The 26,069-nt window shown below is 67.8% G+C and carries 22 protein-coding genes; 8 read left to right on the top strand and 14 right to left on the bottom strand.

Going from position 1 to position 26,069, the window contains the following annotated elements; translation table 11 throughout:
• Window positions 1–57 precede the first annotated feature (57 nt).
• Window positions 58–519, bottom strand: coding sequence for a MarR family winged helix-turn-helix transcriptional regulator (locus tag AC6I9V_RS09035; protein WP_497899153.1), 462 nt, complete (start codon window positions 517–519; stop codon window positions 58–60).
• 58 nt (window positions 520–577) lie between these two features.
• Window positions 578–1,099, bottom strand: coding sequence for a GNAT family N-acetyltransferase (locus AC6I9V_RS09030; RefSeq protein WP_497899152.1), 522 nt, complete (start codon window positions 1,097–1,099; stop codon window positions 578–580).
• A 126-nt stretch (window positions 1,100–1,225) separates the two neighbouring features.
• On the opposite strand from AC6I9V_RS09030, the gene AC6I9V_RS09025 reads away from it, so the two are divergent.
• On the top strand, window positions 1,226–2,695 hold the full coding sequence (locus AC6I9V_RS09025; protein WP_497899151.1) for an amino acid permease: 1,470 nt from the start codon (window positions 1,226–1,228) through the stop codon (window positions 2,693–2,695).
• Window positions 2,696–2,791: 96 nt separating this feature from the next.
• On the opposite strand, the gene AC6I9V_RS09020 is transcribed toward AC6I9V_RS09025, so the two are convergent.
• The 3 genes from AC6I9V_RS09020 to AC6I9V_RS09010 are packed head-to-tail and all read right to left on the bottom strand — an operon-like array spanning window position 2,792 to window position 6,690.
• Window positions 2,792–3,940, bottom strand: coding sequence for a mannitol-1-phosphate 5-dehydrogenase (locus AC6I9V_RS09020; protein ID WP_497899150.1), 1,149 nt, complete (start codon window positions 3,938–3,940; stop codon window positions 2,792–2,794).
• Window positions 3,940–5,904 (bottom strand): PTS mannitol transporter subunit IICBA, encoded by a 1,965-nt coding sequence (locus AC6I9V_RS09015; RefSeq protein ID WP_497899149.1) that lies wholly within the window; start codon window positions 5,902–5,904, stop codon window positions 3,940–3,942. The genes AC6I9V_RS09020 and AC6I9V_RS09015 overlap by 1 nt, the downstream gene beginning before the upstream one ends.
• Before the next feature lie 57 nt (window positions 5,905–5,961).
• The gene (locus tag AC6I9V_RS09010; RefSeq protein ID WP_497899148.1) at window positions 5,962–6,690 is read right to left on the bottom strand and encodes a TetR/AcrR family transcriptional regulator; all 729 of its coding nucleotides are present in this window, start codon (window positions 6,688–6,690) and stop codon (window positions 5,962–5,964) included.
• Between the two features lie 90 nt (window positions 6,691–6,780).
• On the opposite strand from AC6I9V_RS09010, the gene ptsP reads away from it, so the two are divergent.
• From ptsP to AC6I9V_RS08995, 3 genes are all read left to right on the top strand, one after another.
• Complete coding sequence (gene ptsP / locus AC6I9V_RS09005; RefSeq protein WP_497899147.1) at window positions 6,781–8,466, top strand: phosphoenolpyruvate--protein phosphotransferase; 1,686 nt, start codon at window positions 6,781–6,783, stop codon at window positions 8,464–8,466.
• 41 nt (window positions 8,467–8,507) lie between these two features.
• Complete coding sequence (locus AC6I9V_RS09000) at window positions 8,508–8,957, top strand: helix-turn-helix domain-containing protein (RefSeq protein ID WP_349412794.1); 450 nt, start codon at window positions 8,508–8,510, stop codon at window positions 8,955–8,957.
• Between the two features lie 74 nt (window positions 8,958–9,031).
• Window positions 9,032–9,277, top strand: a complete 246-nt coding sequence (locus tag AC6I9V_RS08995) for a hypothetical protein (RefSeq protein WP_497899146.1) — start codon at window positions 9,032–9,034, stop codon at window positions 9,275–9,277.
• 12 nt (window positions 9,278–9,289) lie between these two features.
• Here AC6I9V_RS08995 and AC6I9V_RS08990 read toward each other — a convergent pair whose 3' ends face one another.
• A complete protein-coding gene (locus AC6I9V_RS08990; RefSeq protein ID WP_497899145.1) occupies window positions 9,290–10,510 on the bottom strand; it encodes a PucR family transcriptional regulator in 1,221 nt (406 codons plus the stop codon).
• Window positions 10,511–10,755: 245 nt separating this feature from the next.
• On the opposite strand from AC6I9V_RS08990, the gene ald reads away from it, so the two are divergent.
• Entirely contained in the window at window positions 10,756–11,874 is a 1,119-nt protein-coding gene (gene ald, locus AC6I9V_RS08985; protein ID WP_497899144.1) for an alanine dehydrogenase, read from the top strand.
• A gap of 77 nt (window positions 11,875–11,951) precedes the next feature.
• On the opposite strand, the gene AC6I9V_RS08980 is transcribed toward ald, so the two are convergent.
• The 7 genes from AC6I9V_RS08980 to AC6I9V_RS08950 form a co-directional block, all read right to left on the bottom strand.
• On the bottom strand, window positions 11,952–13,463 hold the full coding sequence (locus AC6I9V_RS08980; RefSeq protein ID WP_497899143.1) for a S8 family serine peptidase: 1,512 nt from the start codon (window positions 13,461–13,463) through the stop codon (window positions 11,952–11,954).
• Window positions 13,464–13,669: 206 nt separating this feature from the next.
• Window positions 13,670–14,740: a Gfo/Idh/MocA family protein gene (locus AC6I9V_RS08975; RefSeq protein WP_497899142.1), complete on the bottom strand. Its 1,071-nt coding sequence runs from the start codon at window positions 14,738–14,740 to the stop codon at window positions 13,670–13,672.
• Between the two features lie 135 nt (window positions 14,741–14,875).
• A complete protein-coding gene (locus AC6I9V_RS08970) occupies window positions 14,876–16,588 on the bottom strand; it encodes an ABC transporter family substrate-binding protein (protein WP_497899141.1) in 1,713 nt (570 codons plus the stop codon).
• A gap of 49 nt (window positions 16,589–16,637) precedes the next feature.
• On the bottom strand, window positions 16,638–18,869 hold the full coding sequence (locus tag AC6I9V_RS08965; RefSeq protein WP_497899140.1) for an ABC transporter ATP-binding protein: 2,232 nt from the start codon (window positions 18,867–18,869) through the stop codon (window positions 16,638–16,640).
• Complete coding sequence (locus AC6I9V_RS08960; RefSeq protein WP_349412786.1) at window positions 18,866–19,831, bottom strand: ABC transporter permease; 966 nt, start codon at window positions 19,829–19,831, stop codon at window positions 18,866–18,868. Before AC6I9V_RS08960 ends, AC6I9V_RS08965 begins: the two co-directional genes overlap by 4 nt.
• Window positions 19,832–19,833: 2 nt before the next feature.
• Entirely contained in the window at window positions 19,834–20,820 is a 987-nt protein-coding gene (locus AC6I9V_RS08955; RefSeq protein WP_497899139.1) for an ABC transporter permease, read from the bottom strand.
• Between the two features lie 366 nt (window positions 20,821–21,186).
• The gene (locus AC6I9V_RS08950; RefSeq protein WP_497899138.1) at window positions 21,187–21,834 is read right to left on the bottom strand and encodes a TetR/AcrR family transcriptional regulator; all 648 of its coding nucleotides are present in this window, start codon (window positions 21,832–21,834) and stop codon (window positions 21,187–21,189) included.
• Window positions 21,835–21,960: 126 nt separating this feature from the next.
• On the opposite strand from AC6I9V_RS08950, the gene AC6I9V_RS08945 reads away from it, so the two are divergent.
• The 3 genes from AC6I9V_RS08945 to AC6I9V_RS08935 all read left to right on the top strand — a co-directional run bounded on the left by AC6I9V_RS08945 (window position 21,961) and on the right by AC6I9V_RS08935 (window position 24,439).
• Window positions 21,961–22,524 carry an NAD(P)H-dependent oxidoreductase gene (locus tag AC6I9V_RS08945; protein ID WP_497899137.1) on the top strand — a complete coding sequence of 188 codons (564 nt, stop codon included), beginning with the start codon at window positions 21,961–21,963 and terminating at the stop codon, window positions 22,522–22,524.
• 126 nt (window positions 22,525–22,650) lie between these two features.
• Window positions 22,651–23,943 carry an aminotransferase-like domain-containing protein gene (locus AC6I9V_RS08940; protein ID WP_497899136.1) on the top strand — a complete coding sequence of 431 codons (1,293 nt, stop codon included), beginning with the start codon at window positions 22,651–22,653 and terminating at the stop codon, window positions 23,941–23,943.
• 64 nt (window positions 23,944–24,007) lie between these two features.
• The gene (locus AC6I9V_RS08935; protein ID WP_349412779.1) at window positions 24,008–24,439 is read left to right on the top strand and encodes a universal stress protein; all 432 of its coding nucleotides are present in this window, start codon (window positions 24,008–24,010) and stop codon (window positions 24,437–24,439) included.
• A gap of 19 nt (window positions 24,440–24,458) precedes the next feature.
• On the opposite strand, the gene AC6I9V_RS08930 is transcribed toward AC6I9V_RS08935, so the two are convergent.
• Window positions 24,459–26,060 (bottom strand): AMP-binding protein, encoded by a 1,602-nt coding sequence (locus tag AC6I9V_RS08930; protein ID WP_497899135.1) that lies wholly within the window; start codon window positions 26,058–26,060, stop codon window positions 24,459–24,461.
• Between the last annotated feature and the right edge of the window lie 9 nt (window positions 26,061–26,069).

The raw sequence follows: 26,069 nt of genomic DNA, 5'->3' as shown, positions 1-26,069 counted from the left end.
CTCCTAATGTCGTTGGTTTGGTCTGCTGTGGTGCCCTGCGGGCCGCGGGGGCTGCCGTCAGGGCTGCAGGGACGCGTTGATCCTGCCGATCACCGGGATGGCAGCCGCCAGGGCCTCCCGTTCGGCTGCGGTGAGGGAACCGAGAATGCCCGCCATAACCGCGTTGCGGCGCTCGTTCGCGGAGTCGACGGCGGCGTGGCCCTCGCGGGTGAGCTTGACCCGGACGGCCCGGGAGTCGGCCGGATCGGCGTCCCGGCGGACCAGCCCGGCGCGTTCGAGCTTGATGATCTGCTCGGTGGCGCTCGGCACCTTGACGCCGAGGTTGCGGGCAATCTCGCCCACCCGCACGCCGGCCTCGTCGGCTGCGTCGAGGAGCATCTTGAGCGTGCTCAGCTGCGCGGCGCTGAGTTCACCGTCGGCGTCGAGGCGCCGGACCAGGTAGATGCTGTGGCGCAGGGCCTCACGGAAATCGCCGGCGAGGGCGAGCAGGCCGGCGTCGGGCAGAATTTCTTCACTCATAGTTAGGAAGCCTAACAGTTAGGCACCCTAAGAGCCAATGGAACCGATGGTGGGGAAGCTACAGCAGGAGCTTCATGCCCTCATGGCTCGCCGCGAACCCCAGCCGCTCGTAAAAGCGGTGCGCCGCCGTCCTCGATTTGTCCGTGGTGAGCTGCACCAGCGAACAGCCCCGACGCCGCGACTCCCCAAGAGCCCACTCCACCATGGCGGCGCCCACACCCTGGCCGCGCAGCTCGCCGGCAACCCGGACGGCCTCGAGCTGCGCCCGCCACGAGCCGCGCCGGGAGAGGCCCGGCAGGAAGCTGAGCTGGAACGTCGCCACCACAAGGGGTCCGGACCCGTCCGCCAGCGCCAGCTCCCCTGCCAGCAGCAGGTGGGCCGGGTCGGCGTCGATCGCCTCGAAAGCCGCTTCATAGGGGGTCAGATCCGCCGCATCCTCCCGCGCGGAGCCCAGCTGGTCGTCGGCGAGCAGCAGGAGAATGGCCGGCAGGTCCGCCCGAACCGCGCGGCGGAGGCGGAACGTCCCGCCGTCGACGCCGAATGTTAGCAGTGCGTTCTGGCCAGCCGAAGTGGAAGTCATCCGACCAGCCTGCCATGACGCTGCGGAGAACGTTTGATAGCGCACCACGATTTCCAAACCTGTACTTTGGAAAGGCTGATTTGTAACCGCCGTCACCTTCGGCGGACCACACAAAGGATTGTTGACATGCCCCAACAGACAACCGCGGAGCAGAGAACTGCCTCCAGCCGGGACACCGAGCCCCACCTTGCACGCTCGTTGAGCAACCGGCACATCCAGCTGCTGGCCATCGGCGGCGCCATCGGCACCGGCCTCTTTATGGGCTCCGGCAAGACCATTTCAGTCGCCGGTCCCTCCGTGATCTTCGTGTACATGATCATCGGCTTCATGCTGTTCTTCGTCATGCGCGCCATGGGCCAGCTGCTGCTCTCCAACCTGAGCTACAAGTCCTTCAGCGACTTCGCCGGCGACCTGCTGGGCCCCTGGGCCGGCTTCTTCACCGGCTGGACCTACTGGTTCTGCTGGGTGGTCACGGGCGTGGCGGACGTGATCGCGATCGCGGGCTACGCCGAGGAGCTCTGGCCCGGCATCCAGCTCTGGGTCCCGGGCATCGCGACCATCATCATCCTGCTGCTGCTGAACCTGCCCACTGTCAAGGCTTTCGGCGAGACCGAATTCTGGTTCGCGCTGATCAAGATCGTGGCGATCGTGGCGCTCATCGCGGTGGGCCTGGTCATGATCTTCACCGGCTTCCAGTCCAACGCCGGCGCCGCGAGCTTCAGCAACCTGTGGAGCCACGGCGGCCTGTTCCCCAAGGAGTTCATGGGCTTCGTGGCCGGCTTCCAGATCGCCGTCTTCGCCTTTGTGGGCATCGAGCTGGTGGGCACGGCCGCGGCCGAGACCAAGAACCCGGAGCACAACCTGCCGCGCGCCATCAACGCGATCCCGCTGCGCGTTATGCTCTTCTACGTCGGCGCCCTCATCATCCTGATGTCGGTGACCCCGTGGACCGGTTTCAAGGCCGGCCAGAGCCCGTTCATCGCCATGTTCTCCCTCGCCGGCCTCGGCATGGCCGCCACCGTCGTGAACCTCGTCGTCCTGACCTCCGCCATGTCCTCGGCCAACTCCGGCATCTACTCCACCTCCCGGATGGTCTACGGCCTGGCCAACGACGGCGACGCCCCCAAGCTCTTCGGCCGCCTCTCCAGCCGCAAGGTCCCGCAGAACGCCCTGTTCCTGTCCTGCGTGCTGCTGCTCGCCGGCGTCGCCCTGCTCTACGCGGGCAAGGACGTGGGCGTGGCGTTCGACATGGTCACCACCGTCTCCGCCGTCTGCTTTATGTTCGTCTGGAGCATCATCCTGGCCAGCTACCTGGTGTTCCGGAAGCGCCGGCCGGAGCTGCACGCGGCGTCGACGTTCAAGATGCCCGGCGGTGTCCCGATGGTCTGGGTCGTGTTCGCGTTCTTCGCGTTCCTTATCTGGGCCCTGACCACGCAGCCGGACACCCTCGTCGCTCTGCTGGTCACGCCGCTCTGGTTCGCGGTCCTGGCCGCGGCGTTCGCCGTCGTCCGCCGCACGCCGCTGCACCAGGCCCGGGTGGCCGAATGGAAGGCAATGGCCGACGCCGAAACGGCCGCCGCCGGCTCCCGCCCCTGACGCTCCCGCAGCTCCGGGACTTAAACGACGGGCCCTCCCTCACATGATGTGAGGGAGGGCCCGTCGATTTTCCGTCAAACGTGAGGGAGCGTCCGGCTAGACGGCGGCCTTGGCCTCCTCGACGAGGGCACGGACGGCCGGGAACAGCGGGTGCTGCGCGTCCAGGCCGGTGATCCGCGTGGTGGCGTCCTCCGGGGTGGCGGAGTTCAGGAGCTGGGCCAGCTCAACCGCCTCGGCGTCGGCCGGGTCGTTGAAGCGCAGCGCGGAGGCGATCGCTCCGAGCAGCGCCTCGGGCACGATCCCGCGCTCGGCCAGCTCAGCGGCGGGGCCGATGAAGCGTTCGTGCCGGCTGAGCTTGCGCAACGGCGCCCGCCCCACCCGGTTCACGGTGTCCGGAAGGTGCGGGTTGGAGAAGCGGCCGAGGATCTTCTGCACGTAGGCTTCCTGTTCCTCGCGGTTGAAGCCGTGCTTGGCCACCAGGAGTTCCTTGGTCTCGTCCAGCACTGCGCGTACGTCCGCGGCGACGTCCTGGTCCGCCATCGCCTCGGAGATCTTGCCCAGCCCGGCCTCGAACCCGAAGTACGCCGCGGAGGCGTGCCCGGTGTTGACCGTGAAGAGCTTGCGCTCGATGTAGGGCGCCAGGTCGTCCACGAAGGTCGCACCCGGAATGACCGGCTCCTTGCCCGCGAACGGGGTCCGGTCGATCACCCACTCGTAGAAGGTCTCCACCGTGACGTCCAGGCCCTGTCCGGCCTCCTGGTTCGGCACGATCCGGTCCACCGCGGTGTTGGCGAATACGGCGGCGTCCTCCAGGGACCCGGCCGCCGGATCCCACTGCGCGGCGATTTCGGACTTCAGGATGTCGGTCGCGTTGATGGCGTTCTCACACGCCATCACCTGCAGCGGCGCCAGCCCCGCCCCCCGGGCCGCGATCCCCTTGGCGATCACGGGCGCCACGAACTTCAGGATGTGCGGGCCCACGGCGGTGGTGACGATGTCCGCCGTCGCGATTTCCGCGACGACGTCGGCTTCCTGCGTGCCGGAGTTCAGCGCACGGAAGTTGTCCACGGTGCGCACGGCGGGGCTGTCCCCCACCTCGTGCACCTGGTAGCTGTCCGCCGCGGCGAGTGCGGTGATGAGGGCATCCGCGACGTCCGCGAACACCACCTCGTACCCGGCCTCATGCAGCAGCAGCCCGACAAATCCGCGGCCGATGTTGCCGGCTCCGAAATGAACAGCCTTCACTAGGAATTGACCCTTCCGAACAGGTCGAGCACTTCGTCGACGGTGGTGGCCGCCTCCAGCTGCGCGACCTGGGCCTTGTTGGTGAAGACCTTGGCGATTGAGGACAGGATCTGGAGGTGCTCGTTGTTGATGCCGGCGACGCCGACGACGAACTTGACCTCCTTGCCGTTCCAGTCGATGCCGTTCGGGTAGCGGACCACCGACACCGCGGACTTCATGATGTGGTCCTTGGCGGCGTTGGTGCCGTGCGGGATCGCGAGGAAGCTGCCCATGTAGGTGGAGACGGATTCCTCGCGCTCGTGCATGGCGTCCAGGTAGCCGGCGTCGACGGCGCCGCGGTCCAGCAGCAGCCGGCCAGCCTCGTCGATCGCGGCGTCGCGGGTGGTGGCGGTGCCGCTGAGGACCACACTGTCGGCGACCAGGATGCCGGACGGTCCGGCTTCGGTTTCCGGTGCGGCGGCGGCTGTGCTGGCGCCAGCCACGGCGCCGCCGGCCACCGCGCCGGACGCATCCGCCGGCGCGTTGCTGCTTTTGACCAGTTCCACGATCTCGTCGTACTTCGGCGAGTTCATGAAGTTGTCCACCGAGACGTGCACGGCGTTGGAGGTTGCGGGCTTGGCCCGTTCGGTCAGGTCCTGGTGTGTGATGACGACGTCGTAGGTGTCGCTGAGGTTCGCGATCGCGGAGTTGGTGACCTTGACGTCCGGGTAGCCGGCGGCCTTGATCTTGTTCCGCAGCACCGAGGCGCCCATCGCGGAGGATCCCATCCCGGCGTCGCAGGCGAAGACGATGTTCTTGACCGGCCCGGCCAGGACCGCGACGCCGCCCGCACCGGCTCCAGCCAGCGCGGATGAAACGGAGCTCTTCTTGCCCTTCATGGCTTCCATCCGGGTGGTGGCGGCACCGAGCTCGTCACCCTCAACGTCCTTGCTGGCCTTGAGGATCACGGAGGCAATCAGGAAGGACACGGTCGCGGCCAGCAGCACGGACAGTGCCACCCCGAGGAAGCTGTCAGCCGGTGTCGCAGCGAAGACCGCGATGATGCTGCCCGGGGCGGCGGGGGAACGCAGCCCGGCGCCGGTGAGCACCAGGGTGAAGATGCCGGTCATGCCGCCGCCGATCGCGGCGAGGATGATGATCGGCTTCATCAGCACGAACGGGAAGTAGATTTCGTGGATGCCGCCGACGAACTGGATCAGCGCGGCGCCGGGGGCCGAGGCCTTGGCCATGCCCTTGCCGAAGATCATGTAGGCGAGCAGGATGCCGACGCCCGGGCCGGGGTTGGCCTCGAGCAGGAACAGGATGGACTTGCCCTGGGCAAGGGCCTGCTCGGTGCCGAGCGGGGTCAGGATTCCGTGGTTGACGGCATTGTTCAGGAACAGGACCTTCGCGGGCTCGATGAAGACGCTGGTGAACGGCAGCAGTCCGTTGTTGACGAGGAACTCGACGACGGCGCTGGCGCCGTTGCTGAAGGCCTTCACCACCGGGCCGATCACCAGCATGCCGAAGATGGCCATCACGGCGGCGACGATGCCGGCGGTGAAGTTGTCGATCAGCATCTCAAAGCCGGGCTTGACCTTGTTCTCCCAGAGACTTTCGATCTTCTTCATGATCCAGGCCGTCAGCGGGCCCATGATCATGGCGCCGATGAACATCGGGATGTCCGTTCCGACGATCACACCCATCGTCGCGGCCGCGCCGACGACGCCGCCGCGCACCCCGTAAACCATGCGCCCGCCGGTGTAGCCGATCAGCAGCGGCAGCAGGTAGGTGATCATCGGCCCGACCAGCTTGGCCAGGTCCGTGTTAGGGGTGAAGCCCGCCGGGATGAAGAAGGCCGTGATGATGCCCCAGGCAATGAAGGCCCCGATGTTGGGCATGATCATTCCGGAGAGGAACGTGCCAAATTTCTGTACGCCGACCCGCACGCTGCTCCGGGGTTTCGCCACTGTCTCTGTTGCCATGTGATTTCCTAACCGTGATCCCTGCTGCACCGCAGGATTGTCCGATATTTCGTCGAGCTAGCTGGTGGAACTGGTGGAGATCCGATGAAGCCATTCGAGGAAGAGCTTGAGTTCCGAGCTGGAGAGCTGGTCCGAGTGCGAGGCCTGCAGCGCCGCGTTCAGGGCGATCGCCGCGACCACCACCGGGGACTTCCCGGAGTCTCCCGGCCCGGACGCCCGTGCCTGCTCCGTGGAGACGGCAAAGATCATCGCGTCCCGGGTCATGCTGGAGAGCTCAAGGTTGCGCTCCGGCGCCTTCTCCGTGATGAGCATCAGCGTCACGCCCACGTTGGCGGCCAGGATACTCCGGGCCGCCTCCTTGGGCGGGACGGCCAGCTGGCCGGCGACGGCCGCCTTGTTCAGCATTTCCTCCATCAGCGCCTCGGCGTCGGCGACGACGGCGGGACGGCTCTCGGGACGGATATTGCCGAACATCACGAGGTACAGCTCCGGCTGCTTGAGCCCGAACTGCACATGCTGGTCCCACATCCGCCGGATGTCCTCCAGCGGCTCCCCGGACGGGGCGAAGTCGCGTTCGCCGGCGACGTATTCCTCAAAGCCGGCGGCGACGACGGCGTCGAACAGCCCTTCCTTGTCCCCGAAGTGGTGGTACAGGGTGGGCGCGGTGACCCCCGCCAGCTGCGTGATCTGGCGGGTGGAGACCGCGGCGCCTCCGGATTTGGCCAGCAATCCCGCCGCTGCGCGGAGCAGCCGGATCTTGGGCGGTAGCTGGCCATCGATACTCATAACCGCTACCCTAGCACCTATAGCAACGCTATATGAAGTGCATCACATACACTTTCTTTACTGGCTCACCGCAGAGAACGAGGACTTTCAGTGCAGAACTTCCAAGGAGTAGGCGTCAGCCCCGGCCGGATCATCGGCACCATCCGTCAGATGCCGAAGCCGGTCAGCGAGCCCCCGGCGGGCGAGCAGCTGCCGGCCGGCGTCTCCGCCGAGGACGCGACGGCGGCGCTGAAGGCGGCGGCGAAGTCCGTGCACGACGAACTCAAGGCCCGGTCCGAGACGGTCAGCGGCGACGGCAAGGCCGTACTGGAGGCCACGGCGCTGATGGCCACGGACACCATGCTGCTGAAGTCGGCCGCCAAGCTGATCGGCCGGGGCACCTCCAACCAGCGGGCCATCTGGGAGGCCGGCGCGTCGGTGTCGGAGATGCTGCACAACCTGGGCGGTTACATGGCCGAGCGCGCCACCGACGTCCTGGACGTCCGGGCACGGATCGTGGCCGCGCTGCGCGGTGTGCCCGCCCCGGGCATCCCGTCCTCCGCGACGCCGTTCATCCTGATTGCCGAGGACCTCGCCCCGGCGGACACGGCCACGCTCGATCCGGCGAAGGTGCTGGCACTGCTCACCGCCGGCGGCGGACCGCAGTCCCACACCGCGATCATCGCCCGCTCCCTTGGCCTGCCCGCCGTCGTCGCTGCCGCGGGCGTCGACTCCCTGCCGGACGGCACCGAGGTCTATGTCGACGGCGCCGCCGGCACCATCACGGCGGACCCGGAGGACGCGCAGCGCGCCGCCGCGGAGCACTGGGCCGCCACCGCGTCGCTGCTGGCGGACTTTGACGGCACCGGCACGACGGCGGACGGCCACCTCGTGCCGCTCCTGGCCAACGTCGGCGGGGCCAAGGACGCCGTGGCCGCCGCCGGGCTCAACGCCCAGGGTGTTGGCCTGTTCCGCACCGAATTCTGCTTCCTGGAACGGGACACCGAACCCTCCGTGGACGAGCAGGCCGCCGCGTACAAGGGCGTCTTCGACGCTTTCCCCGGGAAGAAAGTGGTGCTCCGCACGCTCGACGCCGGAGCGGACAAGCCGCTGCCGTTCCTCACCGACGCCACCGAGCCGAACCCCGCGCTCGGCGTCCGCGGCTACCGCACCGACTTCACCACGCCGGGGGTGCTGGAACGCCAGCTGCAGGCCATCGCCCGGGCGGAGCAGGACTCCGAGGCGGACGTCTGGGTGATGGCGCCAATGATTTCGACGGCGGAGGAAGCCGCGCGCTTCGCGTCGCTGTGCGCCGAGGCCGGGATCAAGACGCCCGGCGTGATGGTGGAGGTCCCGTCCGCGGCGCTCACCGCCGAGGCCATCCTCCGGGAGGTGGCCTTCGCAAGCCTGGGCACCAACGACCTCACCCAGTACGCGATGGCCGCGGACCGGCAGCTCGGCCCGCTCGCGGCGCTGAACACCCCGTGGCAGCCGGCCGTGCTCCGGCTCGTGGGCCTCACGGTCGAGGGTTCGGCCGCGGAAGGGCACGGCAAGCCGGTGGGGGTCTGCGGCGAGGCCGCAGCGGATCCGGCCCTCGCCGTCGTGCTGACCGGCCTGGGCGTCACCACCTTGTCCATGACGGCGCGTTCCATCGCCGCCGTGGCCGCGGTGCTGAAGACGGTCACCCTGGCCGAGGCGCAGGAGCTGGCACGGCTGGCCCTGTCCGCCCCGAGTGCCACCGAGGCGCGGGCCTGGGTCCGGGCCAAGCTGCCGGTGCTCGAAGACCTCGGCCTGTAACGGGCGTGTGAGCCCCGGCCCGGGGCGCTAGGATGCACTCCATGACACTGATTGCGCCCCGGGTGACGGCCGGGCTCCCGGCCGAGGATGCACAGAAACTGCGGTACGCGCTCAACGGCAGCAGCGACATCACCGTGTTCGTCGACGGCACCGTGCACCGTGTACCGCCGGCGGCGAGGGACGCCGTCGTGGACCTGCTGGGCCGCTTCAGCCGGGGCGAGTCGGTTACGGTCAGCAGCGTGGAAGAGATGCTGACCACCTCGAAGGCCGCGGAGCTGGCGGGGATCTCGCACACCTACCTGCGCAACATGACGGACCGCGGCGAGATTCCGGTGGAGTACCGCGGAACGCACCGGCGGATCCGGCTGGCCGACATCATGGCGTGGCTTGAGACGCAAAAGAAGAACACGGCGGCGGAAAAGGCGGCCCAGCCGGCCGGCGGCGGGGACTCTTCCGGGAGCAAAGATGACGGCGGCGCGGATGTTGCATGACGGCGTGATAAGGATCAAACAACGATCCCGGCCCCGCGCGGAAACGCGGCAGAGGCCGGGGTTACGCTTGAATTGTGGGTAAGTTCAGAGGGTGGCACATCCTGGCCGGCATCGCCGCCATGGTGCTCACCGGCATCCTCGGAACCGTGATGGGGCTGAACTACACGGCGGCTTTTATGGCCAGCTGCGTCGCGTTCGTCGCCGTCGCCCTGTGGACCGACAGCCGGATATCGCGCCGCAGGCGAGAGGCACAGCGGGATGCAACGCGAGACACAGTGCGGGAGCCGGCGCAGGATCCCGCCCTCCGGGACGACCACTAGGCACCCGGCACGTCAGATCCTCGGCCGGTCGGCCCAGCGCCGCGCCTTGAGCGCCGCATGCAGTTCCAGCCGGACCATCCCCTTGAGCGGATCGACGCCGAGCACCTGCCGGATCCGGCCCAGCCGGTTGTAAACGCTGCTCCGGTGCAGGTGCAGCTTGGCCGCCACTTCCTGGACCGAGCTGTCGTTGTCGTAGAAGAGCTCCAGCACCGGCAGCAGCTCCCCGTTGCGGTCGTGGTCCTCCAGAATTTTGAAGTAGACGGATCCTGCGTCCGCCCAGGCGCCGGCGCCGCCGCCGGCCGAGGCCAGCAGCTGGTAGAGGCCGGTGGCCCGGCAGTCCACCAATTCGCCGAGCTGGGGATCGACCGCCGCGGCCTGCGCGGCCTGGCGGGACTGCCGGTAGGCCTCGGCGAGTTCGCGCGGCCGGGAGAAACCTTCTGAGGTGCCGAGGATGATACGGCGGACCGGGCGGCCGGCACGCTTGGACAGTTCCAGCTGGTAGTGGACCAGGACCTGGGCGTGGGCCGCGCGGCCGGAGGACTCCCTGAACAAGACGACGGCGTGCGTCTCGGTCCCGGCGCTGAAGAGGGCGGCGTCCACCCCGATGGTGGCCTGCAGCGCGGAGGAGCGGTGGATCAGGGTGGAGGCGATCGGGTCCGATCCCTCGGCCCAGCCGTCGGCGTCGAGAACGGTCACCAGCTGCCACGGCCCGCGGCCCTGGACTTCCTTCCAGCCCGCGACGGCGGCGACGGCGTTCACCTCGCCCCGGCAGGCGGCCAGGAACTCCTGTTCGCGGCGGCGGCGGAACTCGGATTCGGCGGTGTTGGAGTCCAGCAGCAGGGCCGAGAGCCGCTCGAGCTCGGGCGCCACCTCCGGGAGCCGGGCCAGGACGGCGCCTGCGGTGGGTTCCTCGGCGTCGAGCTGGACCCAGAGGTACCCCACCCGGAACCCGCGGACCAGCAGCGGGACGCACACGCGGCCCAGCATGCCCAGTTCCTCGTTGGCCGGCACCACCACCGGGCGCACCGCCGTCGCGATCCCGTGCGAGAGCTGCCAGGCGCTGACGTCCACTGCAACACGCTTGCTGAGCAGGAAATTGACCCGGACCCGGTCCGCCTGGGACTGGTTGGAGCTGTAGGCGAGCAGGACGCCGTCGAGGTCCTCGAGCGAGAGCCCGCGCCCCAGCCGCTGCGCCACGCTCTCCACGAGCTGCTCCACGTCCTGCTGCTGCATGCTGCCACCTTACTGCCCCGCCGGGTCCGCCCACGAGCGGCGCGGCGACGAACAGCAGGCGACACCTGACGCTCCGGGAATCGACAAATGTCGAGCCAGTTTTTTCCAGAACCGCGGAATGACGGGGGCGGCGCCGCGGACGGTTCCGGAGGCACTGTCGCCTGCCTCACAGCCGGTCCTATTCTGGAATCACGACTTCCCTCGTACATCCCGGCCCACAAAGCCGCCACCATCGGAGCCCACAAATGATCATCGGTGTCCCCAAAGAAATCAAGAACAACGAATTCCGCGTGGCCATCACGGCCGCCGGGGTGCACGAATTCCGCCACCACGGCCACACCGTGCTGGTTGAGCGCGGCGCAGGCCTTGGCTCCGGCATCACCGACGAGGAATACGCCATTGCCGGCGCCGAGATCGTCACCGAGGCCGACGACGTGTGGGCCCGCGCCGACATGGTCATGAAGGTCAAGGAGCCGGTCAAGGCCGAATACCACCGCTTCCGCAAGGGCCTGGTCCTCTTCACCTACCTGCACCTGGCGGCCGAGCCGGAACTGACCCAGCAGCTCATCAACTCCGGTGTCACGGCCATCGCCTACGAGACCGTGCAGGAGGGCCGCTCGCTGCCGCTGCTGGCCCCGATGTCCGAGGTTGCCGGCCGACTGTCGGTCCAGGTCGGCGCCACCTCGCTGATGGCTCCGGCCGGCGGCAAGGGTGTGCTGCTCGGCGGCGTTCCGGGTGTCCGCCCGGCCAAGGTGGTTGTCCTGGGCGCCGGCGTGGCCGGTACCAACGCCGCCGCGATGGCCCTGGGCCTCGGTGCGGACGTCACCATCCTGGACATCAACATCAACCGCCTGCGCGAACTGGACGCCCAGTACCAGGGCCGCCTGAAGACCGTCGCGTCCAACGCCTACGAGATCGAGAAGTCCGTCGTCGACGCCGACCTCGTGATCGGTTCCGTGCTGATCCCCGGCGCCAAGGCCCCCAAGCTGGTCACCAACGAGCTCGTGTCCCGGATGAAGCCCGGCTCCGTGCTGGTGGACATCGCGGTGGACCAGGGCGGCTGCTTCGAGGACACCCACCCCACCACGCACCAGGAGCCGACCTACAAGGTCCACAACACGATCTTCTACTGCGTGGCCAACATGCCCGGTGCCGTGCCGAACACGTCCACCTACGCGCTGACCAACGTCACCCTGCGCTACGCGGTCTCGCTGGCGAACCTGGGCGTCAAGGCCGCGTTCGAGCGCGACGCCGCCCTCGCCGCCGGCCTGAACATCGCCGGCGGCAAGGTGGCGCACCGTTCGGTCTCCGAGGCGCACAACCTGCCCCTCGTCGCCGACTGGCACGAGCTCGTCTCCGCGTAAGCCTTACCGGTCCCGGCCCAGCCGGACACAGCAAGCGACTGTTCCATTGGAACAGTCGCTTGCTGTTTAATTCCCGGTCAGCCCCCGATCGCGCGGAGGGCGTTCACCTGGCCCTTGCCGTAGAAGCCGTTGCCGCCCGTGCCGCCCTGGCAGACCTGCGGTGCGCCGTTGGACTGCGAGGGGAACGGGGCATACATGGCGGTGTCCGGGCAGGCCATGCCGTCGGCGGTGCCGCTGATCCGCGCGGCCACGGCGCCCGGGGTGGTGACGCCGCTGCTGACCACCAGGGCCGCGATTCCTGCGACGTGCGGGGAGGCCATCGAGGTGCCCTGCAGGTAGCAGTACACCGCACTGGCCTCGACCACCTTGAGCGCTGCGGAGCACGGCTTGGACGACGGCCAGGTGGACAGCACACGCCCGTTGACGGCCGCCGGGGTCACCTGCAGGCGGCGGTCCCCGCCGGGAGCCACGACGTCGGCGCTGCCCACGCCGTAGCTGGAGTAGTAGGACTTGAAGCCCTTGTTGCCGTTGGCCGTTACACCGATCACCCCGGAAACCTCCACAGGCACCACGGCGCAGGCGTTGGTGATCTCACGCGAGACGGGCGCGGCGTTGTCCGGGCTCATGACATCGCGCGTGGGGTGGGCAAGGTCGTCCGAGAAGTTGCCCTGGGCGGCAACCACCGTGGTGCCGCTCTGCTGGGCGAAGCGGATGGCCCGGCGTTCGGCCTCCCAGATGGCGCGCTGCTCGGGGTCGTTCTTGCAGTTGAAGAGGTACGGATCCGCGAAGTAGCTGTTGTTGGTGACCTGGATGCCCTTGGCGGCCGCCCACATGAAGGAGCAGACGATGGCCTCGGGGTAGAAGAAGCCGTCCGCGGTGCTGGCCTTGATCCCGGCGATCTTCACGTTCGGCGCCACTCCCACCATGCCGATGCCGTTCTTGGCGGCCGCGATGGTGCCCGCGGTGTGCGTGCCGTGGCCATGGTCGTCCATCCAGGCGGACGGGGACTGGTTGGGCACCCCGCCGACGCAGGAGACGCTCTTGCCGAAGTCGACATTGGCGGCCAGGTCCGGGTGGGTGTAGTCGAGGCCGGTGTCGATGTCGCCGACCACCACGGACGTGCTGCCGCCGTTGAGGGCACGGGCCGCGGGCGCCTGGATCTGGTCCATGTCCCACTGCAGGCCCGACAGGCTGTCGCCTCCGGGGGCCGGGGTTCCCGGAGCGACGGGCGCCTGGGCGTCGGCATCCTCCGCGGCGCCCTCGCCGGCGGCGACCCCAAGGGCGGCCGTGGAGGCCGCGCCCTGGACCGACCCGTCACGGGCCTTCAGGGCCGGGCCGAAGCCGGCGCGGTCCGACTTTACGATCGCCACGCCGATTTCCGGGTAGCTCTGGACTACGGTTCCGCCGGCGGCCGCGATCGACTTCAGCGAGGCATCCGAGACCCCGTTGGCCGTGTACAGAACAACGTAGTTCTGCATGGGGCCGGCCGCGGTCTCCGCTGAGGCGGCAGGATTGGCTGCACCGGCCAACAAGCCCACTGCAAGGCCTACCGTGCTCAGCGGTGCAATGAGCCTTTTGAGTTTTTGCATCGTGCTGCTCCATTTCTGCCAGGGCAGCGGGACACGGTAGCGGCCGGCTGCGCTGGGTTCGCTCTCCAATCGGCCGAGGGCGTCGTTGCCGAAGGCCGCTTCCGGGGTTCACCCGACCAAGACTGGTGAAGGCCCACGGCTTCGACCATAGTGACGCAAGTTACAGTTGTGAAGCCCTGAGGGTAAACGAGCCTGCGAAAAGCCGGTCAGACGAGGGTCCGCACCCGCTCGATCAGCTTCAGGACCTCGACGGCGTCCTCCGGATCGACGGGGAGGGGCAGTGCCGAGGGGGCGCCGCCGTCGGTGATCTTGTCCGCCAGGATCCGGTAGAACGCCGGGTAGGCGCCGCGTTCGGTGGGCAGGCGGTCCAGGTGGCCGTCGCGGCCCAGCTGGCCGGCCCATTCGCGGTCCTCCACGCCGTAGTCGGCGTCGAGCGGGCTCCCGCCGGCGGCGAGATAAGGCTCCTGCGGGTCGACGCCGTGCTTGGTGAAGCCGCCGTCGCTGGCCAGCAGGCGGTACCGCGGGCCCTGCTGGGCGCAGAGCAGGTTCATCCAGAGGTGGCTGGTGGCCCCGGAATCGTGCCGCAGGGCCACAAAGACGTCGTCGTCCGCCCGTTCCCCGGGCCGGCGGGCCGCCAGCTCCGCGTGCGTCACGGCGGCGGGGCCAAAGAGTTGCACGGCCTGGTCCAGCAGGTGCGTGCCGAGGTCGAACAGGACCCCGCCGCCGTCGTCCGCCGTGGCGGCGGCTTTCCAGGCCTTCGTAACCTGCGGGGACCAGCGTTCGAAGCGTGATTCGAAGCGCGTGACGGTGCCCAGGAGGCCGCGCTCGAGCAGGCCGCGGACGGTCAGGAAATCGCCGTCCCAGCGCCGGTTCTGGAACACGGTCAGCACGCGGCCCAGCCGCGCGGCGAGGTTGATGAGTTCCTCGCCCTCGGCGCTGTGCAGCGTGAAGGGCTTGTCGACGACGACGTCGAGGCCGGCTTCCAGCGCCGCCTTGGCGAGCGGATAGTGGGTGGCCGGCGGGGTCCCCAGCACCAGCAGGTCCAGCTCGCCGACGCGGGCGAGGAGATCGGCCGGGGAGTCGACGATGCTGGCCGCGGGGTGACTTGCGGTGGCGGCAGCCTTCCGGCCGGCGTCGGAGGTGGCAATGGCGTCCAGCGAGTAGGCCGGGTTGGCCGCGATCAGCGGCGCGTGGAAGACGCTGCCGGACAGGCCGAAGCCGGCGATGGCGGTGCGGATGGGGGCGGTGCGGACGGGGGCTGCGGACTCGGCGGGCATGGTTCCACGCTACTCCGGCCCCGCACGACGCTCCCGCAGCTCTGACAACAAATCAGGCGACGCTCCCCCACGAAGTGAGGGAGCGCCGCCCGAAAAGCCGCTATAGCTGAGGGAGCGTCGGAAGGGAGGAGAGAGTTACTTCTTTTCCCAGCCGATGGTGGTCCAGTCCGGAACCTGGGACAGGCTCTTGAACAGGGACGGGCCGTAGTTGGCCAGGCCGGTGCGGACGAAGGAGATCTGCGGGCCGTTCATCACAACACCCATGGAGAAGTACTTCTCCATGTGCTTCTTCTCAACGTCCATGGCCGCCTTGTTGCGCTCGGCGTTGTCCGGGATCGTGGAGAGCTTCTGGATCGCAGCGTCGAGCTCGGCGTCGCCGAGCTTGTTCGCGTTGGTCTTGGAGTCGTAGAACTGCTTGACGGCGTCGGTTGCGTCCGAGCCAACGGTGTAGCCGGAGATGCTCAGGAAGAAGTCGCGGCTGCCCACAACCTTGCCGAAGTCCGCGGAAGCGCGCTGGTCGATGCCGACGTCCATGCCGGCTGCCTTGAGCTGGTTCTGCAGGGTCTGCGCGAAGGCCAGCGTGGTGGGGTCGTCACCGAAGTTGCTGATCTTGAAGGCGGCGGGAACGCCGGCCTTTTCCATGATGCCTGCGGCGTTGGCCTTGTAGCCGGCGTCGGTCAGGACCTTCTTGGCTGCGTCGGCGCCGGATTCCTTGACCGGGTAGTTGTCCTGGTAGTACTTGGAGAACGGCAGGAGCATCATCGAGCCGGAGCTCTCTTCTTCCCAGTTCAGGCCGTTGAAGCGGACCTTGCGCAGCGCCTGGCGGTCGACGGCGGAAAAGATCGCCTTGCGGATGGCGACGTCGGTCAGCGGGGCCTTCTGCGCGTTGAGGTTCAGGCCACCGGCGAAGAGGCGCTGGCCACGGCGGATCTCGGAGTTCTTGGTGCCGTCGAGCTGCTTGTACGGGGTGATGGTGTTCGCGGAAACACCGTCGATTTCACCGTTCTTGAAGGCGGCGATTGCGGCGCTGCTCTCCAGCTGGCGGAAGACGACCTTTTCCAGGACCGGCTTGTTGCCCCACCACTTGTCGTTCTGGGCGAGGGTGACCGTCTTGGCGGCGCTGTCGTACTTGTCGACCTTGAACGGACCGGCCATCCACTCCGGGTGCATCTCGCCGGTGAAGCCGTCGTTGAAGATCGCCGGGGTGTTCACGGCCGGGTGTACAAAGCCGGTGAAGAGGGAGTCCAGCGGGTAGACCGGCTGGGTGGTGGTGACGATGACTTCCTTGGCGCTGGAGCCGGCCTTGACGGAGTCAACGAACTCGTACGCGCCGGAGCTGACGATGTCGATGTCCTTGTTGGTGCCCTTGAGCATGTTCCAGGTGTTTTCGAACGTCTTGACGTCGATCGGCGTGCCGTCGTTGTAGGTGGCCTTCGGGTTCACCTTGATGGTGATGGTCTGCTTGCCGTCCTTGACCTCGCTCTTGACGTCTTCGCAGAAATCCTTGTTCGGCGAGGCGGTGCCGTCGAAGTCGAAGTTCCAGCAGCCCCAGGTGCCGGCCTGGTCGATCGGGCGGTGCAGGGCGGTGTTGTCCGCGCTGTTGCCGTTGTTGGAGAACCCGTTGAAGTCCGGCCCGAGGTTGCCCAGCGGCAGGGTGACGGTGCCGCCCGGCTGCAGGTCCTTGGCGTCCTTGGCGTTGATGCTGACGAGCTTGGCCAGGTCGCTGCCGGCTTCCTGGCCCTTGGCGGCCTCGGGCCCCTTTGCCGCGCCGCCGCCACCGCCGCAAGCGGTGAGCGCAAGCGCTGCCACGACGGCGGTAACGCCGCCGATCTTGGTCAGATTCTTCATGTGTTCCCCTTTTTTCTTATTTTGGTGCGAGTTGATGCGGGTGCGTAAATCAGGTGGTTTCGTGGACAACGAGCATGTCCGCGTCCAGTTCGCCGTCCGGGTAGAAACAGGCGAATTGCTGGTCTGTGGGGGCCGCGGCAGCGGCCGGGGAAGGAGCCTTGGCCGTTTCCAGCGCGGGCTCCAGGGTCAGGCACTTCTCCTGCTTCGCCGCCGGCAGGGCCGCGAAGACCGGGCAGCGTGTCGCGAAGTTGCAGCCCTTGGGCGCCTCCAGCGGCGAGGGCAGGTCGCCTTGGAGAATGATGCGTTCGCGGGTGCGTTCCAGGACGGGGTCCGGGACCGGGATCGCGGAGAGCAGTGCCCGGGTGTAGGGGTGGCGCGGATTGTCGAAGACGCTGTCGACGTCGCCGATCTCAACGATCTTGCCCAGGTACATCACGGCCACGCGGTTGGAGATGTGCCGCACCACGGACAGGTCGTGGGCCACCATCAGGTAGCTGAGCCCAAGTTCCGCGCGGAGCGAATCCAGTAGGTTGATCACGCCGGCCTGGACGGAGACGTCGAGGGCGGAGACCGGCTCGTCGAGGACCACCAGCTTGGGGTTCACGGCGAGGGCCCGGGCAATGCCGATGCGCTGCCGCTGGCCGCCGGAGAACTGGTTCGGGAACCGGTTGACGTGGTCCGGCTGGAGACCTACCAGTTCCATCAGCTCCATGATCCGCTTCCGGATCTGGGGTTTGGCCATGCCCGCGTTCTCGAGCGGCTCGGCGAGCACTTCGAAGACGGTGAACCGCGGGTCCAGGGCGCCGGTGGGGTCCTGGAACACCATCTGGAGTTCCTTGCGCATGGCGCTCTTGGTCTTCGCGTCGGAGGCCTGCTTGTTGCTCAGGCCGCCGATGACCACCTCGCCGTCCTGGTCCTTGTGGAACTCCATGATTTCCAGCAGGGTGGTGGTTTTGCCGCAGCCGGATTCGCCGACGATCGAGAAGCACTCGCCCTCGCGGATGTCGAAGCTCAGCCCGTCCACCGCCTTGACGGTGCCGATGCGGCGTTTGATCAGGGCACCCTTCAGCAGCGGGAAGTGCTTCTTGACCTCCCGGAGTTCCAGCACGCTGTGGCGGTCGGCCCGGGGGATCGCGTCAAAGCGCGACACCGGCACGGCGGGTGCCTTGAACACCTCGCGGGCGTCCACGCCCTCCCCCAGGGAGTCGGTCTTGATGCAGGCCGCCCGGTGCGCCGAGTCGCCGCCCGCATTCCCGCCGGCGACCGGCCACAACTCCGGCTCGCCCTGCAGGCAGGCCTCGCTCACCAGCGGGCAGCGCGGAGCGAAGGAGCAGCCGGTGGGGGTGTGGATGAGGTTCGGCGGGATGCCCTCGATCGGCACGAGGGAGGTTTTCTCGGCCACGTCGACGCGCGGCACCGCGCCGAGCAGGCCGATCGTGTAGGGCATCCGCGGGTTGTAGTAGATGTCGTCGACACTGCCGGTCTCCACCGGCTTGCCGGCGTACATCACCATGATGTCGTCGGCCATGCCGGCCACCACGCCCAGGTCGTGGGTGATCATCACGACGGCGGCGCCGGTTTCCTCCTGCGCGGTGTGCAGCACTTCGAGGACCTGCGCCTGGATGGTGACATCCAGCGCCGTCGTCGGTTCGTCGGCGATCAGCACACGCGGGTTGTTGGCGATGGCGATGGCGATCATCACGCGCTGGCGCATGCCGCCGGAGAACTCGTGCGGGAAGGCCTTCAGCCGGTCCTTCGGGCTGGGGATGCCAACCATGCCGAGCAGTTCGACGGCGCGCGCTTCCTTGGCCTGCCTGCTCATGGTGGGGTTGTGGACCGTGAGCGCCTCGATGATCTGGGTGCCGACCGTGTAGACCGGGGTCAGCGAGGACAGCGGGTCCTGGAAAACCATGGCGATGTCGTTGCCGCGGAACTGGCACATGGCCTTGTCGCTGAGTCCCAGCAGTTCCTTGCCCTGGAGACGGACCGATCCGGTGACCTCCGCCGTCGGGGGCAGCAGGCCCATGATGGCCATCGAGGTGACGGACTTTCCCGAGCCCGACTCGCCCACGATGCCCAGCGTCTTGCCGGCGCTCAGGTCGAAGTCGATGCCGCGGACCGCGTGCACCACCCCGTTCTCCGTGTTGAACCGGACGTTCAGGTCGCGGACGGACAGCACGGCATCCGTGTTGTGCCGGTTGGCGGGGTGCAGCCCGGCGACATGCAGGCGCTCGGCGGTGGAGAGGTCGGCGGACCCGCTGGCGGTCATTTCGTGGCTCATACCGTCTTCTTTTTCTTCTTGGCGCTGCCTACTGAGCTGGAGCTGGGATCGAACGCGTCACGCAGGCCGTCGTTCATCATGGCGAGTGAACCGGTGAGCAGGAACATCACGGTCAGCGGGACCCAGAACATCCACGGGAAGGTGGAGACCTGGGAAGTGGCCTGGCCGATCAGCACACCCAGGCTGACGTCCGGGACCTTGATGCCGATGCCGATGAAGGAGAACGCCACCTCGGCCAGGATGGCGCCGGTGACGCCGCGGGTGATGTCCAGGACCAGCAGCGAGCCGATGTTCGGGACCAGGTGCCGCCAGACGATGCGCCGCGGCGGGATCCCCATGTACTGGGCCGCCTTGACGAAGTCGCGCGTCATGAGGGACATCGAGAGCGAGCGGATGAGGCGCGCAGTGCCCATCCAGCTGAAGACCAGCAGGACGATGATCAGCAGGAGCCAGCTGGGCAGCGTCTGCTGCAGTCCGTTGCCCCCGCCGCTCGTCGCGACGGCCACCACCAGCAGCGCAGGCATCATGATCAGCGCTTCGAGGATGAACAGCATGACCTTGTCCACCTTCCCACCGAAGTAGGCCATGGTGCAGCCGTAGACGGCGGCGATCAGGACCGAGACGAGACCCACGACGAGGCCGATCAGGATCGAGATCCGCGTCCCCTCCACGGTCAGGGCGTAGAGGTCGATTCCGGCCTGGGAGGTGCCGAGCAGGTGCTCGGACGACGGCGGCATGCCGATGTTAAACGGGTCGATCGTCTCCTTGTCCCAGCTGTTGAAGAAGCCGCCGACAAAGGAGAACAGGGCCAGGGCCAGGAAGATCACCAGTCCGGCGACGGCTGTTTTGTTGCGCAGGAAACGGCGCAGGATGATCGAGGACTTGGCGATGACGACGTCGTTGTTCTCGATTTTTGCTTCGTCGGCGACCGCGGCGGGGTCGATGGCATTGAGGTTGGTCATGGTTACTGCACCCGCACTCTCGGGTCGACCAGCGTGGTGGCGAAGTCGGCGAGGATCGCACCGATCGCGAAGATTACGGAGCCGTAGGCGAGGGTCGCCGTCGCGGCGTTGACGTCCTGCAGCGCGATCGCGTCGATACTCCAGGAGCCGACGCCGTGCCAGGCGAAGATCTTCTCCGCGAAGAAACCGCCGGCGAAGATGGCCGGGATGGTGAACGCGATGCTTTGCGCGACCGGAATGAAGGACACCCGCAGCGCGTGGCGGCTGATGGCCTGGTTGCGGGTCAGGCCCTTGGCGCGGGCGGTGCGGACAAAGTCGGCGTTGACGTTGTCCAGCAGGTACTGGCGCTGCGCGATCTGGTAGGTTCCCCACCCGACGATCGTGATCGCAAAGGTGGGCACGGCGTAGTGGGCCAGCATGTCGATGAACTGTGCCCAGCCGTTGCCCTCCATCCCTGGCGTGGAAATGCCGGTGACGAAGAAGATGCGTTCGCCGACCGTCTCGTTGACGTTGATGGCACCGAGCTGCACCAGGAAGTAGGCGATCGGCGCCGGGACAATGTGGACGAGGTAGCTGTAGGACGTGATGACCCGGTCCGAGGCCTTGTACTGCCGGGCCGCCGTGTACACGCCCAGTGCGACGCCGATGATCAGGGTCAGGATGATGGAGGCGAGGAACAGCCGGGTGGAGATCCAGACGCGGTCACCGAACTCGGCGTTGATGAACGCACCGTTGGGGCTGCGTCCCCAGTCCCAGCGGGTAACGATCGCCGTGAGCCAGTCGACGTAGCGTTCCCACGGGCTGAGCTCAGGGTCCAGTCCCTTGAGCCGGAAGGAATTGACCACCTGTTCGGGGGTGGGCCGCGGAATCCGTTCCTGCTCCAGCAGCGCCGGCTGCAGGGTGTTCACGGCCAGGAAGTACCCGGCGGTGGTGGTCAGGAAGATCATAAAGACGTACGTGAGGGCACGTTTGGCGAGATATCGGAGCATGGGACGACTAGTTCTGGATCGCCGGTGTCTTTACCGTGCCTGCCGCTGCCGGGGCGGTCTTTTCCGCCGCGCCGCGCGCACGGGTCTTAACGAGATTCACAGCATGGATCCTTCCGTTATCCCCCCATATGGCAGGGGGTTTCCGCTGCCGATCCGGGATCACGGCCAGCGGGTGCCTGGCCCCCCGCAGGCCTTCCGGCCAGTCCTTGTGGACTATGTTGCGGGTCACATTCCAGAGGAAACTATCACAAAGAAATTGCGGGCCGCCGCGCGAAATGCGACCAAACGGTATACCCACTACCAGATCGTTATGAATAACTCATTTGAATTGATTTGACTTGGCAGCCGTGGATCCGATCGGCTAGCCTACGCGCCTTTAACCACCCGGGTGGCCAGCTCCCGCCAGGACTCGACCAGCCGGGCCGGCGCCACGCCGTGGACCCGGACGGAGTGCAGGATGCGCTCCGGCTCGAGGGTGACGCTCAAGGCCCCCGCCATCAGCCAGGGGTCGGCGGTCACCCCGGCCTGGCGCAAGAGCCACTCCAGGTGGCGGTGCCAGAGGACGGCGGCGGGCACATCGAAGCGGTTATAGGCCGACACGTCCGCGGCGCGGGCGAGCTCGCCGTATTCCAGCACCCAGCCAATGCGTTCGGCGCCGAAGGCCACCAGCCGCTCGAGCGCCGGGGCGCCCGGGCCCAGCGGCGGCGGGCCGAACATAAACCTGCCCTGGAACTGGGCCTCGGCGTCACTGAGCAGGGTCATCATCAGTCCCGCCCGGCTGCCGAACCTGCGGAACACGGTCCCCTTGCCCACCCCTGCCCGCTGGGCGAGGGTGGCCATCGTGAGGCGGTCCGCCCCGCACTCGTCGATGAGCTCGCGGGCGGCCCGGAGTAGCAACTCACGGTTGCGGGCGGCATCCCGGCGCTCGGACTCGGCCGCGGGCCGGGACGTCAGGCCGCCCTGGCCGTCAGCCGGGCCCGCGTGTGCGCCGGGGCGGATTGGGATTAAGCTCACAGCGCCCATTGTAGCGCCGGGGAATATTAAACGGACCACAGTCCGTTTAGCATGGGTGAAGGCCCCCCAAAGCCTCCGCGACCATCCAGCCGCCGGAACCTCCGCGGCGCGATACAAGGAGTTCACATGAGCACCAACACCGTTCTCACCCTGGTCGGCAGCCTGCGCGCCGGCTCCACCAACGCCCAGCTCGCCGAGGCCATCCAGCTCCACGCCCCGGAGCAGGTGGATGTCGTCATTCACGAGAGCCTCGGCAACATCCCGTTCTACAACGAGGACATCGACGTCGAGGGCCAGGTTCCCGCCGCCGCCGCCGCCCTGCGTGCCGCCGCCAACGACGCGGACACCCTGCTGCTGGTCACCCCGGAGTACAACGGCACCGTGCCCGCGCCGCTGAAGAACGCCATCGACTGGCTGTCCCGCCCGTTCGGCGCAGGCGCCCTCAGTGGCAAGCCCACCGCCGTCGTCGGCACTGCCTTCGGCCAGTACGGCGGAGTCTGGGCCCAGGACGAAGCCCGCAAGGCCGTCGGCATCGCCGGCGCCCGGGTCCTGGAAGGCGTCAAGCTCGCCGTCCCCGGCTCGATGGTCCGCTTCGCGGAGACCCACCCGAAGGACGACGCCGAGGTCGTGGAACAGATCAAGGGCGTGTTCGCCGCCCTCGAAGAGGCCCGCGGCACCGAAGCAGCGTAGTCCCCACTGCACACCGACACCCCCGGCAGTCCCCACTGCCGGGGGTGTCCTGCATCCGGACGTGTCCGGGGCAGCTTTGTGAACAAAAGTTTTCCTACTGGCAACGACGCCCTGTATCCTAGGACTGTGAGCCACGAAACACTTGATGCCGCCGCAGAGCTACTTCCGGCCGAGGCAATTGACGCAATCGAACGAGCGGCTACGTCCGCCCACCGCCACGAGAGGCTTTTCTCGGAGCGCGCAGCAAACATCAAGCAGTCGGCCGTCCGGGACGTCTTCGACATCTCCCTGCGGCCCGGACTGGTTTCCCTGGCCGGGGGCAGCCCCTATCTGCAGTCGCTCCCGCTGGAACGCCTCGGCCAGTCTGCCGCGAAAATCATCGCCGAGCAGGGCCTGACCGCCCTGCAGTACGGCGGCGGGCAGGGCACCGAGGAGCTCCGCACGCAGATCTGTGAGGTCATGGCAGCCGAAGGCATCCTCGACGCGAAGCCCGAAAACGTTGTTATCACGGCCGGCTCGCAGTCCGCCCAGGACGTCGCCACCAAGGTCTTCTGCAACCCGGGCGACGTCGTGCTCGTGGAGGATCCAACCTACGTCGGAGCGCTCAACACGTTCGAGGCGTACCAGGTGGAGGTGGGCACCGTGCCGATGGACGAGGACGGGATCGTTCCGGACCTCCTGCAAGCCAAGATCGCCGCCCTGCAGACCGCGGGCAAAAACATCAAGTTCCTCTACACCATCCCAAGCTTCAACAACCCTTCCGGTATCACGCTGGCCGCCGAGCGTCGGCAGCAGGTCGTGGATATATGCCGTAATGCGAATATTCTGGTGCTGGAGGACAACCCCTACGGCCTGCTGCGCTTTGACGGCAACCCGCTGACCCCGTTGCGGGCCGGCAACCCGGACGACGTGATCTACATGGGTTCCTTCTCCAAGATCTTCGCCCCTGGCCTGCGGATCGGCTGGGCCCTGGTCCCGGCGCATCTGCAGCGCCGCTACTACCTGGCCTCGGAGGCCGTCACCCTGTGCCCGCCGACCCTCAACCAGATGCTGGTCTCCGCGTACCTGCGGGACTACGACTGGCGCGGCCAGATCGCCACCTACCGCGGTCTCTACCAGGAACGCTGCGAGGCGATGCTCGCGGCCCTGGCCAAGTACATGCCGGAGGGGCTGAGCTGGACGCGGCCCGAGGGCGGTTTCTTCGTCTGGGTGACCCTGCCCGAGGGCGTCGACACCTATCCGCTGCTGCAGAAGGCCATCGACGCCGGCGTCGTCTTCATTCCCGGGGCGGCCTTCACGCACTCCGATGAGCCCTCCAACAAACTTCGACTCGCGTACAGCGCGGTGCCTCCCGACGCCATCGAAGAAGGTGTCCGGCGCCTGGCGCCGGTGCTGGGGGAAGCCGTCGCGGCGTTGTAGCCTGAATCATTGCTGTGCCCCGCAACGTGCCTGACCCTACTCATGCTTGACCAGAGGAGCCCCCATGACCGGAATCATCGTTGTTGGCGTCGATGGCAGTGAGACTGCCCTCAAGGCCGCGCACACGGCCCGGGACCTGGCGGTCTCCCTGGGAGCCACCCTGCACGTGGTCAGCGCCTTCGACAGCGACCGGACCGAAGTGTTCAGCAGCGGCAGCGACCGGTGGATTGTTTCCGACGCCGACGACGCCGAGAAGGTCGCCAAGTCGGTCGCGGAGAGCCTGCGCACGGCGGAGATCAATGTCACCTACGCCGCCGCCCGGGGCAAGCCCGCCGAGGCCCTGATCCACGAGGCGGAGCGTTCCGGCGCGCAGATGATCGTGGTCGGCAACCGCCGGATGCGCGGCCTGGGCCGGGTGCTGGGGAGCGTTGCGAACAGCGTGGCCCACAACGCCCCCTGCGACGTTTACATCGCCAAGACCGACTCCTCCGACTAGGGCTTAGGAAGAGCGAACCCTAGGGCTGCGGTGCCGGCTGTGCCGTCTTCAGCATCCGGCGCAGGATCTTGCCGGAGGAGGACTTCGGCACGGCGTCGATGAACTCGACGCGCCGGATCTTCTTGAACGGCGCCACCCTGGCGGCCACGAAGTCCTGCACGGCGGCCTCGTCCAGCGCCTCGCCGTCGGCCCCCGGCTGGCGCACAACGAACGCCATCGGCACCTCCTGGCCGTCGGCGTCGGCGGTTCCGATCACGGCGGCGTCCGCGATGCCGGGGTGGGTCAGCAGCAACGCTTCGAGCTCGGCCGGCGCGATCTGGTAGCCCTTGTACTTGATCAGTTCCTTGAGCCGGTCCACCACCGTCACGACGCCGTCGGCCCGGACCGTGGCGATGTCGCCGGTGTGCAGGAACCCGTCCGCGTCCAAGGTGTCCGCCGTTTCCTCGGGCCGGTTCAGGTAGCCGAGCATCACGTTGGGCCCGCGGCAGAGCAGGTGTCCCGGGGCGCTGGTTCCCTCGGCGGGGACCTCGATTTCCTCCCCCGTGGCCGGGTCGAGCAGCCGGCATTCCATGTTGGGCACCGTGTAGCCGACCGAGCTGACGGGCACGTCCGTGGCGTCGACCGGGATCAGGTGGGAGACGGGGCTCATCTCGGTCATGCCGTAGCCCTGCAGCACCCGGCAGCCGAGCCGTTCGGCCAGCCGCGCCCCGAGTTCGCCGTCCAGCGGCGCCGCGCCGGAGAGGGTGGTGTGGACGGAGCTGACGTCGTAGTCCGCCAGCATGGGGTGCTTTGACAGCGCCACGGCCACCGGCGGGGCGATGAAGAGGTAGCTGCATTTGTGGTCCTGGATCATTCGCAGGAACTCCGCTAGGTCGAACTTGGGGATGGTGACGAGGCGGGCCCGCTCCCTCAGGGCCAGGTTCAGCAGCACGGTGAGTCCGTAGATGTGGAAGAACGGCAGCAGGGCCAGCAGCCGGTCATCCGGGGTGACCTTGAGCAGCCCGCGCGACTGTTCCACGTTCGCCACGAGGTTCCGGTGGCTGAGCATCACGCCCTTGGGTCGGCCGGTGGTGCCGGAGGAGTAGGGCAGCACGGCGATGTGGGTGGCCGGATCGAAGCTGACGTCCGGGGCCGGGGCGCCGGAGGTGAGCAGGTCCGTCAGCGAGGGGTGGCCCTCGGCGCCGTCGAGCACCACCAGCCGATCCGCACCGATTCCGACGCGTTCGGCGGCCTCGCGGGCCGCGGGCAGCAGGGCGGAAATCGTGAACAGCCAGGTTGCCCCGGCGTCGGTGAGCTGCTTCTCGATCTCGTCCGCTGTGTACAGCGAATTGATCGGTGTGACGGTGGCGCCGGCCCGGAGCAGGCCGTGGAAAACCACGGTGAACGCCGGAATGTTCGGGCACAGGATGGCGGCGACGCCATGGACGCCGAGGCCCTGGGCGGCAACGGCACCGGCGAGGGCATTGATCCGGTCGCGCAGCTCGCGGTAGCTCGTTGCCGCGCCGCTGGTGCCGTCGACGACGGCGACCCGGTCCAGGTCTTCCTCCGCCAAACCGCCGAAGAGGTACTCGTAGAGGCTGACGTCGGGGATATCCACTGCGGGGAACGGGCTCGAGAACACGCAAAATCT

It is taken from the genome of Arthrobacter sp. SlRoot2-15, from assembly GCF_059739345.1.
The sequence above is the reverse complement of the archived record's forward strand: the minus strand, read 5'-3'. Positions and strand labels throughout refer to the sequence as shown.